This is a genomic window from Mycobacterium ulcerans subsp. shinshuense (assembly GCF_002355775.1).
GTDB lineage: Bacteria > Actinomycetota > Actinomycetes > Mycobacteriales > Mycobacteriaceae > Mycobacterium > Mycobacterium marinum.
Genome location: NZ_AP017624.1, coordinates 557,799 through 570,930 on the forward strand (window position 1 = coordinate 557,799; position 13,132 = coordinate 570,930).

9 protein-coding genes and 1 pseudogene are annotated in these 13,132 nt (G+C 66.1%); 5 read left to right on the forward strand and 5 right to left on the reverse strand.

Annotation, left to right across the window (positions count from 1 at the left end; all coding sequences use genetic code 11):
* Nucleotides 1-21: 21 nt before the first annotated feature.
* Complete coding sequence (locus tag SHTP_RS02615) at nucleotides 22-1,560, reverse strand: serine/threonine-protein kinase (protein ID WP_197706213.1); 1,539 nt, start codon at nucleotides 1,558-1,560, stop codon at nucleotides 22-24.
* Between the two features lie 328 nt (nucleotides 1,561-1,888).
* Between SHTP_RS02615 and SHTP_RS02620 the strand changes: the two genes are divergently transcribed.
* Nucleotides 1,889-2,803: a universal stress protein gene (locus tag SHTP_RS02620; protein ID WP_096369684.1), complete on the forward strand. Its 915-nt coding sequence runs from the start codon at nucleotides 1,889-1,891 to the stop codon at nucleotides 2,801-2,803.
* A 28-nt stretch (nucleotides 2,804-2,831) separates the two neighbouring features.
* Here SHTP_RS02620 and SHTP_RS02625 read toward each other — a convergent pair.
* A pseudogene (locus tag SHTP_RS02625) lies at nucleotides 2,832-4,676 on the reverse strand (Rv1355c family protein); the annotation flags it as partial.
* A gap of 156 nt (nucleotides 4,677-4,832) precedes the next feature.
* Here SHTP_RS02625 and SHTP_RS02630 point away from each other — a divergent pair.
* Nucleotides 4,833-6,035: an ISAs1-like element IS2404/ISMul1 family transposase gene (locus SHTP_RS02630; protein ID WP_420872930.1), complete on the forward strand. Its 1,203-nt coding sequence runs from the start codon at nucleotides 4,833-4,835 to the stop codon at nucleotides 6,033-6,035.
* Here SHTP_RS02630 and SHTP_RS02635 read toward each other — a convergent pair whose 3' ends face one another.
* Entirely contained in the window at nucleotides 6,036-7,631 is a 1,596-nt protein-coding gene (locus SHTP_RS02635; RefSeq protein WP_096369686.1) for a gamma-glutamyltransferase family protein, read from the reverse strand.
* 67 nt (nucleotides 7,632-7,698) lie between these two features.
* The gene (locus SHTP_RS02640) at nucleotides 7,699-8,610 is read right to left on the reverse strand and encodes an alpha/beta hydrolase-fold protein (RefSeq protein WP_096369687.1); all 912 of its coding nucleotides are present in this window, start codon (nucleotides 8,608-8,610) and stop codon (nucleotides 7,699-7,701) included.
* Between the two features lie 55 nt (nucleotides 8,611-8,665).
* Between SHTP_RS02640 and SHTP_RS02645 the strand changes: the two genes are divergently transcribed.
* The gene (locus SHTP_RS02645) at nucleotides 8,666-9,289 is read left to right on the forward strand and encodes a TetR/AcrR family transcriptional regulator (protein ID WP_096372285.1); all 624 of its coding nucleotides are present in this window, start codon (nucleotides 8,666-8,668) and stop codon (nucleotides 9,287-9,289) included.
* Here SHTP_RS02645 and SHTP_RS02650 read toward each other — a convergent pair.
* On the reverse strand, nucleotides 9,286-10,047 hold the full coding sequence (locus SHTP_RS02650; protein WP_096369688.1) for a DUF429 domain-containing protein: 762 nt from the start codon (nucleotides 10,045-10,047) through the stop codon (nucleotides 9,286-9,288). The genes SHTP_RS02645 and SHTP_RS02650 overlap by 4 nt on opposite strands.
* Nucleotides 10,048-10,165: 118 nt before the next feature.
* Here SHTP_RS02650 and purB point away from each other — a divergent pair, with 118 nt between their 5' ends.
* Both purB and SHTP_RS02660 read left to right on the forward strand, forming a co-directional pair.
* Nucleotides 10,166-11,593 carry an adenylosuccinate lyase gene (gene purB / locus SHTP_RS02655; protein ID WP_096369689.1) on the forward strand — a complete coding sequence of 476 codons (1,428 nt, stop codon included), beginning with the start codon at nucleotides 10,166-10,168 and terminating at the stop codon, nucleotides 11,591-11,593.
* Complete coding sequence (locus tag SHTP_RS02660) at nucleotides 11,590-12,846, forward strand: cytochrome P450 (protein ID WP_096369690.1); 1,257 nt, start codon at nucleotides 11,590-11,592, stop codon at nucleotides 12,844-12,846. The genes purB and SHTP_RS02660 overlap by 4 nt, the downstream gene beginning before the upstream one ends.
* Nucleotides 12,847-13,132 lie beyond the last annotated feature (286 nt).

Here is a 13,132-nt window from a genome sequence, read left to right on the forward strand (position 1 = left end):
GATGCCCCTTTGGCGGCTTTCCTATCCCTGGTACTGCGGGCAGTAGGCGGTGATCGCCGCGTTGATGCCGGCGGACGCCTGTGCGGGCGTGATTCCGGTGTTGTTCACGGTCGCGGCGGCGGCATCATGGGGGGTTCCCCCGTTTTGCAGGCTGGTGCATACGGCACGGCCGGTGGCGGCCGCGGTTGCGGGGTCGGTGACGGTGATACCGGGAATGTCTGACACCAGGGACAGGAAACTCTGGTAGGGGCTGGGGGGATGTGGTGGTGCCGGCGGCGCCACAACGGGCGCGGGAATTCTGGAAACCGGTGGCGCGGAAATGATCTGGGTTTCGGCAGGCCGCTGTGGTGGCGGCGCGACTCGGTGCGGGGCCGGCACGGGTGGCATAGGCCGCGGCGGTGGCGGGTGCTGTGCCACCGGTTGGATCGGCGACGGCGGAGGGCCTTGTTCCGGGGATGCGGCCAGCGTCCTGTGCGCAGAGGCAGTGGTGTCATTGGAGATCGAGTAGCCACTGGCGCCGACGGCAGTGAGCGCTAGCACCGTCGATGCTGCCGCGAAGATGCGCCACCTACCGCGCCGTTGCGGCGTTTCGCGGTCAGCCAAGGCTCGAGGCGCCGGGGTGGCCTTGGCCGGCCTGCTCGCCAGAGGTGCCGGCATGGTCGAAGCCGAGGACTTCGGGTGCCGGCCACAGCGGGCGGCCCGCGCGAACGCGTGCGCGAAATCTATGCATCGGGCGTATCGATCGGCGGGATTCTTCGCCAGAGCCACGGCCAGCACCGGGTCGAAGGCCGCGAGTTCGGGGCGGGTCTGGGCCAGCGCCGGTGGCGGGGTGGACAGGTGGCGACTGATCACCACGGCCGGGTTGGTGTGCGGGAACAATGTTGTCCCGGTCAGCAGGTGGTAGACGGTGGCGGCGAGCGCGTACTGATCGGCACGTCCGTCGATCGGTTCGTCCGTCAGCTGTTCGGGCGTGGCGTAGGGGAACGTTCCGATGGTCATGTTGGTGGCGGTCAGACCACTGGCGTCGCCGATGTTGCGCGCTATTCCGAAGTCGCCCAACAGGATTCTCTGGCCGTCTTCGCCGGGGTCGCTGAGCAAGATGTTCGCCGGGCTGATGTCGCGGTGCAGCAGATCATGGTGCTGATGCGCGTAGTCGAGCGCGTTGGCGATCGCCGCGATGATTGTCGACACCTGATCTGCCGGCATGCCGACCGGGTAGTGGTCCCGTAGCAGGCTCGCCGCGTCGGTTCCCTCGACGTAGTCCATCGAGATCCAGAGAGCGCCGGCATGTTCGCCCCGGTCGTTCACCCGGACGATGTTCGGATGCCACAGCGCGGCGGCAACGTCGGCCTCCCTGATGAAGCGACGACGATAGTCGTCGTCGGCACAGACGCCGGCGCCGAGGACCTTGAGCGCTTCGTGGCGGGGCAATCGTGGGTGCTTGGCGAGGTAGACCTCGCCCATGCCGCCGGAACTCAGCAACCGGAGGATGGTGTAACCGGCAAATATTTCTCCGGCAGTCAACCCGATGCCGGGGTCTTGATGAACTAACCCAACCATCACGCCGTCCATTGCAGTGTTGCCGGCGCCGGCTCAGCGCTGGCCTGGGATTAGTCTAGGCAGTTCACGTTTCGTTTACCATGAAGCTATCACCGGTTCATTGAAAAGTCTTACCTGATGGCCGGGTGCCGCCGCCAGCCGGACGACCAGCGAGCAACATCGTGGCGCTGGTTCGCGGCACCGTTGTCACGCGGTGTGCCGGCATCGCGGGGCCGAAGTGAAAGGTCGTTTGGTCCCTAAGGGTTGGGACGAATGCCTCCTGACGACCGCGCCACCGGGTTCTAGCGTCGAACCTAGGCAGCGGAGCTTTCAAGGGATAGGCGGCGGAATGGGCGGCGAGGTAGTGGATCCGGGAATCGTCATCGGCATCGACGGCTCGCCCGGCTCCGATGCGGCGCTGAAATGGGCCGTCCAGGAGGCCACGATGCGCAACGTGGCACTGACCGTGCTGCATGCTGCGGCCTACGTGCCGTACGCTGCGCCCAAGGTCGAATGGTTCGGTGACCCGGCTCCCGATGAACTTCTGCAGCAACTGGACACGCGGGCCCAGCAGGTTCTGGCCGACGCGGTGCAGATCGTCAAGGACGCCACCGGCGATCATCGTCTGCGCATCATCCATGAGCTCAGTTCGCAGTCACCCGTTCCCGCGCTCGTCGAGCTGTCCAGGAAAGCCGACCTGGTGGTGGTGGGCAGTCGCGGTCAGGGGTTGGTGAAGCGCATGCTGCTGGGCTCGGTCAGCACCGGGCTGGTCCATCACGCCCACTGCCCGGTCGCGGTGGTACCCAGCGAAGTCCCGCCACCGGTTGAGGGGCCGGTTGTAGTCGGCATCGATGGCTCGCCGGCGTCGGAGCTTGCCACCGCCATCGCTTTCGACGAGGCCTCCTGGCGGGGTGCGGAACTGGTCGCGCTACACGCCTGGACCGATGCCGAGATCCCCGCGGCGACGAATCGGGACTGGACCGGCACCACCAGGACGTCGTGGTCGGAGCTGCAAGCGGCGGCCGACGAAACGCTGGCCGAGCGATTGGTCGGCTGGCGGGAACGCTATCCAGACGTGGTGGTCCGTCGAGTCGTCGTGGTCAACCGTGTCACCCAGCACCTGATCGAGCACGCGGAGTCCGCGCAGCTTGTGGTTGTCGGCAGCCATGGGCGCGGAGGATTCTCCGGGATGTTGCTCGGGTCGGTCAGCACCGCGGTGGTACACGCGGTCCGCGCACCCGTGATCGTCGCCAGGCAGGGCTAGCACCCGGCGCAAGAATCGCTGGTCGAAACTAGCCCGAGCCCGTCATCGCTGCGGCCGAAACGGTGCCCAGGCTGCGCCGCAGACTGCGCACCGATGTTTTCGGGGCATGCGAGAACCTGAACAACAGCACGTGTGACTCGTCGGCTCTGGTGTGCGTCAGCGCCCGCAGCCGCTCTTGGAGGGAACCCAGGTGCGCGGCGAAATCGGGTGACAACCCACGTAGTTCGTCGTCGTTGCGCGCGTAGAGGAACACCGGAGCCAGGGGCTGCACCGCCAATCCGAGGTGTTGCGCGGTGATCCACACCGCCTCCATGGCCGAGCCGCCGCGCGCGTAGTCGGCCAGAGTATCGCCTTGAATGGACACCACGCCGAAGCCCGAGCTGGCACAGATGCGGGCGCGCGTGTAGTTGCCGAGCCCCGCACCGGCCTCCCACTCGGCGAGCTTACGTATCACGTCCGGGCGTCTGGCGATGTTGAAGCCGGTCAGCTCCCAGCGGTCCATCTCCAGGCTGCGCATGTCGATACCCGACTCCATGGAATCGGTGGTTGGCCCACGGATCTCCGACAACATCTCGGCGTGCATGTGCTGGGTCAGGTACCGAACGCGGTCTGAGGCGGCGAAAATCGACGCCACGTCCGCGATCTCGTCTGCACCGGTCAACAACTGCAGCCGAGCGCCCTCGGCCGCGGCCACCGCTTCCAGGGACGCGGCAACCCCGTCCTCGAGTGCGACAGCGGCACCCCGATGACGATTGGTTTCCCGCAGCCACATCGGCTCATAGAGGCGGGCCAGGTTGGGGTCCCCGCCGTCGGCAAGCTTGACCACGGCCGACAGTCGATGCCCATGCCCGGAGATGTCGGCAGGTCCAAGTACTCCGTGTTTGGCCGCGGCAACTCGGGCGTTGAACCATGCGGCGCCGACGGCGACGGCGCTAGCGCGGTAGTCGACGTCCAACGTCGCGACGTGCTCGGTCGAGAGCTCGATGGTCACCGAATTCGGGTCGGTCTCGATATGCCAAGGCTGATTATTGGCGGCCGACGGCGCCCGATTGGCCGCGGCCGCGACGATGAGGTGCGCGGCTGACTCCGGTGGTTCGGCGGCTATCGCACAGTCCGCGCCCGACGGGCTGGATTCGTCATGCGGGGCGGGTTCGGCAACCCGATCGAGCGCCTGCCCGACGTCGATGCGCACCCGGCCCGATGCAAACGGCTCGTTACACCCGATGCGGCGCACGGCTTCACAGACCGCGGTCGCCCCGAGCGAGACCTCGCTGGCCAACTGCGGCCAGGTTGCCAGGGTTTGCTCGATCTCGACCAGCGAGGCCGCGGACCGGGTGGATAGTCCCTGGATGTCGAACAACCGGAGGATATAGGGGAGCTTCTCTCGATTGGACAAGCCCGACAGCTCGTCGAGGTCGATATCGCCCAACAGTCCGTGCAGGATGGGGCGCGACGGATCCATGTCGAACCGTTCGATGTCCACCAGGCCCCGGTCGCTGGTTGCCATCAGCACCGGAATGTGTCGTGCCCGGGCGGCGAGGCGGATCCCAACCTCCATGTCGAGCGAGTCGCATTCCTCGACGAGTATGTCGAGGCCGTCCAGGAACGCGTCCATGGCCGCGGCGGACAGCCCGGACGTGTTGACCTCCACGGGGAGGTAGGGATCGAGTTCGGCGATGCGCCGAGCCGCCACCGTCGCCTTGTTCACTCCCAGGTCGAAAACCGTTGCCGGTACCCGGTTGAGGTTGGAAACCTCGAGGGTATCGAAGTCGGCGAGCCGCAGCGTGCCGCACAGTCCTTGGGTGGCCAGCATGTGCGCGACGGCATGCCCCACGCTCAGGCCCACCACGCCGATCTTGAGCCGACCGAGTCGATCCTGTTCGGAGCAGGGCTCCGGCGTTGTTGATTAGCAGGCTTGTGGGCTGGGTTGATGATCTTTGGTGCCGCGCTATTGGGGCCGGAGTGTAGGCACGGGCTATCTGGAGAACGATCGAGTTGGTTACTGTTCGTCGTTGGTCTGGAGTTGCCCGTGCCTACCGTTTCAGTATTGCCTGTGTCGTCGGTTCCAGAGGTGTTCGACCGCTGGAGTCCTGGTGTGCGCAGCGAGCTCATCGGATCGGAGTTTCTCGATGTGTTGGCCTCGGTGCCAGACCCGAGGGGCCCACGCGGTCGGAGGTATTCGCTGATGGCTTTGTTGGCGATCGCGGTTCTGGCCACTGCCGCGGGGATGCGCGGCTATGCTGGTTTTGCCACATGGGCGGCCACCGCTCCCGATGATGTGTTGGCCCAATTAGGGGTCCGGTTCCGGCGGCCCAGTGAGAAGACCTTCCGCGCTGTTTTGTCTCGGCTAGACCCCGCCGACCTCAACGCCAGGATGGGCAGTTACTTCACTGCACACGTGGCCAGCAGCGACCCCAGTGGATTGGTGCCGATCGCGTTGGACGGCAAGATGCTGCGTGGTGCTTTACGCGCCAAAGCGACAGCCACGCATCTCGTGTCGGTGTTCGCCCACCGTGCCCGATTGGTGCTCGGTCAACTCGCTGTCGCCGAGAAAAGCAATGAAATTCCCTGCGTACGTGCCCTGCTCACGCTGCTGCCGGGTAGCTTGCGGTGGCTGGTCACCGTGGATGCGATGCATACCCAGGTCGTCACCGCGAAGTTGATCTGCGCCACCTTGAAGTCGCACTACCTGATGATCGTCAAGTCCAACCAAGCCAAAATACTTGCGCGTATCACCGCGCTGCCCTGGGCCGAGGTGCCCGCAGCCGCTACCGACGACTCCCGCGGCCACGGCCGTGTCGAGACCCGCACCCTGCAAATCATCACCGCTGCACGAGGAATCGGCTTCCCCTACGCAAAACAAATCATCCGGATCACTCGTGAACGCTTGATCACCGCCACCGACCAGCGCAGCGTGGAGGTGGTCTATGCCATCTGCAGCCTGCCGTTCGAGCACGCCCGCCCTACCGCGATCATGACCTGGATGCGTCAACACTGGGGAATCGAGAACAGCCTGCACTGGATACGCGACGTCACCTTCGACGAAGACCGTCAAAGGGCACATACCGGAAACGGCGCACAGGTCCTAGCAACGCTACGCAACACCGCGATCAATCTGCACCGCCTCAACGGCGCCGACAACATCGCCGAAGCCTGCCGGATCACCGCTTTGACCGCCAACCGCCGCCTAGACCTCCTCAATCCACAATTCCCCAGCTCACAAGCCTGCTAATCAACAACGCCGGAGCCCTGGGCGTGGGTCACTGGCGGCCAGGTAGCCATGCTCGAGCCGCCAAATCGCTTGGCAGCTACCGAACTCGTTGTAGTCCTCGACGGTAACCAGATCGTGGCCACGGCGGCGCAACTCGTCCAGCGTCGACGGTGGAAAGCCCTTCTCACAGCTGACTTTCAATCCCTGGACCCATCGGAATCGGGGACCGTCACATGCCGCTTGCGGATTCTGGCCGTAGTCGGCGATGCGGACCATCATCTGTACATGTCCTTGGGGCTGCATCTGGGCGCCCATCACGCCGAAACTGAGTACCGGGGCGCCGTCCTTGGTGACAAAACCGGGAGTGATGTTGTGGTAGGGGCGTTTTCGGGGTCCGACCTGGTTCGGGTGTCCTGGTGTTGCAACAAAACCCGATCCCCTGTTTTGCAGTGATATCCCTGTTCCGGGCACCACCACGCCGGAACCGAACCCCATATAGTTCGACTGGATCATCGATACCATCAAGCCGTCGGCATCGGCTGCCGTGAGATAGATGGTCCCCCCTTTGGGGGTCCCGGCCGAAGCTGGCTTTGCCTGTTTGAGGTCGATCAGTGCCGCCCGCCCTCTGAGGTATTCCTTGTCGAGGAGTTGGTCGGGCCCCACCGTCATGTGGTCGATATCGGCCAGCTGGTGCTGGGCATCGCTGAAAGCCAGCTTCAGCGCCTCGATCTGCAGGTGCACGCTGTCGGCGGAATCGACTGGATAACAGGACATGTCGAACTGGTCGAGGATCCCGAGCGCGATTAGCGCCACGATGCCCTGGCCGTTGGGTGGAATCTCGTGGATGGTGTAGTCGCGGTAGTTTGTGCTGATGGTGCCGACCCAGTCGGTGCGGTGCGCGGCCAAATCGCTGGCGCGCAGCGCTGCGTCATTGGCCCTCGCGTGCGCTTCCAGCTTGTCGGCCAGCTCGCCTCGGTAAAACGCTGCCCCCGTGCTGGCGGCGATCTTCTCGAGTGTGTCCGCGTGGTCGGGAAAGGTGAACAGCTCGCCGGGCTTCGGCGCCCGACCGCCGGGCAGGAACGCCTCAGCGAATCCGGGCTGGTCCGCGAACAGGGCCACTTGAGCCTGCCATTGTGCGGATACCTTTGGTGATACCAGCAAGCCGTTGCGGCCGTATGTGATAGCGGGACCGAAGAGCCGTTCAAAGGGCAGCTTGCCGAACTTGGCGTGCAGGTCCACCCATGCCGATACGGCGCCCGGCACGGTCACCGAATTCCAGCCGAGTATCGGAACGTCCTTGCCGCAGAAGTATTCCGGCGTCCACGCCGTAGGCGAGCGGCCGGATGCGTTGAGCCCATGCAGCTGTTGGCCGTCCCAGACGATGGCGAAGGCGTCCGAGCCGATGCCGTTGGAAACCGGCTCCACCAGGGTGAGGGTGATGGCGGTGGCGATAGCGGCGTCGACGGCGTTCCCGCCTTCGGCAAGCATCCGAAGACCCGCTTGGGGGGCCAGCGGCTGTGAGGTGCACACGGCGTTGGCGGCCAGGATGGGCGTGTGCGGCCATGCGTACGGAAAGGTCCAGCCGAAGGGTGAGGCGGATCCGGCAGATGAGGTCACCGCCGGATCGTTGCACGTAGCTGCGGCGGGCTCAATTGAGGTGGCCGGCTCCCGGCGGGCGCCGGGGCTACGCCACCAGCAGTGGCGCCATCCAGGTCAGCTCCGCGGGCAGTTGCGAGCTCCAGAATCCGCCGTTGTGCCCGCCGGGGGAGAATCCGCCCGCGGGCGGATTCGGAAGTTGAGCGATGAACTGCTTGGTCGCGCTGTAGAACGGATCGCTGTCGCCACAATCCACTCGGATCGGGATCGAGCCGAGTGCCGGCATGCCCCATACCGAGTTGGCCGCATAGTCGGCGGCCCCGTCGAAGGCTCCCGGTGCGGCCGCGCCGGCCGAGGTCCACAGCGCCGGGCTCACCGCACAGATCGCCGCGGTGCGGGCCGGGCCGAGCCGTCCGCCCAGCAGCAATGCGCCGTAGCCGCCCATCGACCAGCCGAGGAAGGCCACCCGTGAGGTGTCCAGGCGCTGGGAATCCAGCATCGGGATGAGTTCGTCGAGCACCATGGCCCCGGAGTCCTCCCCGGACGCTCGCTTGTGCCAGTAGCTACCCCCGCCGTCGACGGCCACCACCGCGAACGGCGGCAACCCGGCGTTGACGGCCTGGGCGAGGCCCTGCTCGACGCCGCCGGCCATCACGGTGGCCGCGTCACTGCCCTTACCGTGGAGCGCGATCACCGGCCGCAGCGGCTGGGTCTGGCCGGGCGGGCGGGCGATCGCCCAGTTCGTCGTGATCCCGCCTCGAGTCGTTGACACAAACGAGCCGGTGGTCATCGTCGGAGCTGCCTGCGCGGGCGGGGGCGGATCGAGCGGCCGTGCCGGAGCCAATGGAACGTTTGTGCCAATCGGCGGCGCGGGCGCGGCACGCGAAGTCCGCGGCAAAAGCGCCATGTCGAGTGCATATGCGCCGACCGCGCCAAGGGTGGCGCTGGCGCCGAGACCGAGCACGGCGCGGCGGCTGAGGTCTGGCATGCGGGCCATCATGCCATGGACGTTTGGCGAAAATGCCAATGCAGTACCACTTTTGCTGGCAGCATGTGTGGGCGTGACGGCAGCTGTTACTCCAAAAGGAGAACGTCGGCGGTATGCGTTGGTAAGTGCCGCCGCCGAGCTGCTTGGCGAGGGTGGGTTCGAAGCGGTGCGCCACCGGGCGGTCGCGCGGCGGGCTGGACTGCCGCTGGCGTCGACCACTTACTACTTCTCTTCCCTAGACGATTTGATCGCCCGGGCGGTCGAACACGTCGGGATGATCGAGGTGGCGCAATTACGGGCCAGGGTCAACGCGCTGTCGCGGCGGCGTCGGGGCCCTGAAACCACCGCTGACGTGCTTGTTGACCTCCTGGTGGGGGATGTCTCCAGTCCTGGGCTCGCTGAGCAGCTGATATCGCGATATGAGCGCAATATCGCTTGTACCCGCCTGCCGGCGTTGCGCGAAAGCATGCGTCGCAGCTTGCGTCAGCGTGCTGAGGCGGTCGCCGAGGCCATCGAACGATCCGGGCGTTCCGTGCGCATCGAACTGGTGTGCACATTGATCTGCGCGGTCGACGGCCCGGTGGTGTCCGCCCTGGTAGAGGGGCGGGATCCGCGTGCCGCGGCGCTGGCGACGGTGGTCGATCTGATCGACGTGCTGGCGCCGGTCGATCAGCGGCCGGTCCAGGTCTAGCGCCTGGCTGTAGGCGCCGGGGTCAGGCCGGCCGGCAGGGTCGGCGTCAGGATGTAACCGCTGGTGAGGTCTCCGTAGACGGTGATGTCGGCGGGGCATCGTTCGGCGTACAACGCCACATAGGCGCACACGACGGCATCGACCGGGTCTTCGGCGCGGCGCAGCTCGCACTTGCGCTGCGCGGTCACCACCTGCCGGCGCAACGAGAGCCAGTCCTGGTTCCCGGTCACCTGCAACGGCACCGGCGCGGTGCGCAGTGCTTCGACCTCGTCCATCAGTCGCAGCAGCTCCGATCTGAGCCGATCGACGCTGCGGCCAGGTTTGGCCTTGTATTTCAAGGTGCGTGGCAGCCGAAACAGGGCCACCGTGGCCGCGTGTGGATAGACCTCGATGGCGCGCCGGGAAGCGGGGGAGAAGGGGTCGATATCAAGGCTCAGGGAGTCGGCCAGGCGTGCGGCCCGCGGACCGCGGGCAAACTCGGGCTTTCCCGTGTTGACTGGATGTGCGCCCGCCTCGAACTTGCGAAAGTCCCGGTTGAGTGCGGTCTGGGCCGGCCGCTGGCCGGTGGCATTGGCCACCACCAGCGGCGCGTCGAAGGCGACCCGGCAAGCACCCCGCAGATAGGGCCCTAGCGCCGCGAGCACCGCGGCATCCTCGCGGACCGCGCCGGCGCAGACCAGGTGACCGTCCGAGTCGAGCACCGCGACGCCGGTCGGATTGCGACCGGCCCAGGCCAGATCCACGCCGGTGAAGTACACCTGGTCAGGGTAGGGCGGCCTCATCCGGGTGCCCCTACCTTGCCGACCGGTCGCCCGCATCCGGGATCTGGACCTGCCCGGCGTGCTCGACCGTAAGCTGTGTCTTCGTGAGGACCAAGTGAGCGTTCCCAACGTCCTGGCCGCCCGCTATGCCAGCGCCGAGATGGTTGCGATCTGGTCGCCGCAGGCCAAGGTGGTGGCCGAGCGGCGGCTCTGGCTGGCGGTGCTGCGGGCGCAGCGGGAGTTAGGCGCAAAGGGCACCGATGTTCCTGCCGACGCGATCGGCGACTACGAGCGGGTGATCGATGACGTGGACCTGGACTCGATCGCGTCCCGCGAGCGGGTGCTGCGCCACGACGTGAAGGCCCGCATCGAGGAATTCAACGCCCTGGCCGGCCACGAGCACGTGCACAAGGGGATGACCAGCCGGGACTTGACCGAGAACGTGGAGCAGCTGCAGATCCGGCAGTCGCTGGACCTGACCTTCGCTCACGGGGTGGCGGTGGCGGCGTGGCTGGCCGAGCGGGCGGTGGCCTACCGCGATCTGGTGATGGCCGGGCGCAGCCACAACGTCGCAGCGCAGGCCACCACGCTGGGCAAAAGATTCGCCTCGGCGGCCCAAGAGACACTGATTGCCCTGGTCCGGTTGCGGGAGTTGATCGACCGCTACCCGTTGCGCGGGATCAAGGGCCCGATGGGCACCGCCCAGGACATGCTCGATCTGCTGGACGGTGACTCGGCCAAGTTGACCGACCTCGAACAGCGGGTGGCCGACTTCCTGGGCTTCTCGACGGTGTTGACCAGTGTCGGGCAGGTCTACCCGCGTTCACTGGACCACGACGTGGTCTCCGCGCTGGTGCAGCTGGGCGCGGGTCCTTCCTCGTTGGCACACACCATCAGGCTGATGGCCGGCCACGAGCTGGTCACCGAAGGTTTCGCGCCGGGGCAGGTCGGTTCGTCGGCGATGCCGCACAAGATGAACACCCGCAGTTGCGAACGCGTCAATGGGCTTCAGGTGGTGCTGCGCGGATACGCCTCCATGGCCGCCGAGCTCGCCGGTGCGCAGTGGAACGAGGGCGACGTGTTCTGCTCGGTGGTGCGTCGAGTCGTGTTGCCGGACAGCTTCTTTGCCATTGACGGTCAGACCGAGACATTCCTGACGGTGCTGGACGAGTTCGGAGCCTATCCGGCGGTGATCGCGCGTGAGCTGGACCGCTACTTGCCGTTCCTGGCCACCACCAAGGTGCTGATGGCGGCGGTGCGCGCCGGTATGGGGCGGGAGTCGGCCCATCACGTGATCCGCGAACACGCGGTGGCCACGGCACTGGCGATGCGTGAACACGGGTCCGAACCCGACTTGCTGGACCGGTTGGCCGCCGATCCGCGGTTGCCGCTGGATCGCGCGGCACTGGACGCGGCGCTGGCCGACAAGGCGGCATTCACCGGTGCCGCGGCCGACCAGGTTGACCAGGTGGCCGCGCAGGTCGACGCTCTGGTGGGTCGCTACCCGGAGGCGGCCAAATACGCTCCGGGGGCAATTCTGTGACATCCGCCGGCGTGCTCTCCAAGATCGACTTCACCGATCTGGACAACTTTGCCGACGGTTTCCCGCACGCGCTGTTCGCGATCCATCGCCGCGAAGCACCGGTGTACTGGCACGAGCCGACCGACAACACCCCCGACGGAGAAGGCTTCTGGTCGGTGGCCACGTACCCGGAAACTCTCGAGGTGCTTCGTGATCCGGTGACCTACTCATCGGTTACCGGCGGCCAGCGTCCCTTTGGTGGCACCTTGTTGCAGGACCTGGCCATTGCGGGACAGGTGCTCAACATGATGGATGACCCGCGGCATGCGCAGATCCGGCGGCTGGTCAGCTCCGGGTTGACACCGCGGATGATCCGCCGGGTGGAGGACGACCTGCGTGCCCGGACCCGGCGGCTCCTGGACGCGGTGGTGCCGGGTGAACCTTTCGACTTCCTGGTGGACGTGGCCGCGGAACTGCCGATGCAGATGATCTGCATCCTGCTGGGAGTGCCTGAATCTGAACGGCATTGGCTATTCGAGGCCATTGAACCCCAGTTCGATTTCGGTGGCTCGCGCAAGGCGGCGGTTTCGCAGCTGTCGGTCGCGCAGACGGCCGAGGAGGCCGCGTCGCGGATGTACTCCTACGGCCAGGAGCTGTTCGCATCCAAGCGTGCCGCGCCCACCGACGACATGTTGTCCGTGGTGGCCAACGCAATGGTGGACGGGGGAGATGAGCCGGCCCTGTCCGATCTCGAATTGTACCTGTTCTTCAGCCTGCTGTTCAGCGCTGGGGCGGAGACGACACGCAACGCGGTGGCGGGCGGGCTGCTGGCGCTGGCCGAGCATCCAGAACAACTGCGCGCGCTGCGTGGCGATCTCGACTTGTTACCGACGGCGGTCGAGGAGATGGTGCGCTGGACGTCGCCGTCTCCGTCTAAACGGCGTACCGCCACCCGTGACGTCACCTTGGCCGGGTGCTCGATCGAGGCCGGGCAGAAGGTGCAGATCTGGGAAGGCTCTGCCAACCGCGATGCCCGGATATTCGACCACGCTGACGAGTTCGATATCACGCGAAAGCCAAACCCGCACTTGGGATTCGGGCAAGGCGTTCACTATTGTCTGGGGGCCAATCTGGCCCGGCTGGAGCTGCGCGTGCTATTCGAGGAGCTGCTCGGCCGGTTTGGTGTCGTGCTGGTTGGCCAGCCGGTCGAATGGACCCGCAGTAACCGGCACACCGGGATCCGACACCTGGTCGTAGAACTGTTTGGTGGGTAGCGCTATCGGGTAGCCGGCCCGGCTGACGCCATGGGTCGCGCTCGTCCTGGAGCTACCCGGGCGGCCATCGATGTGTGGTGGTGCATCCTCGCGCGATGGCCTACCCATCCGCTATAGTGTCCGATATCGGCTACTATTCTCATCTGCCGGGTGTCCACCGTCACAGGTCAAACCCCAAGTGAGACAGGTCGCTTCGGGTACCTAAGGTTGCTTTGGGTACCTATAGTTCGCGGTAGGTAGTGTGCGACGCGGCTCTTGGGATGGGCCGCTGAGGGGAGAAGATTCG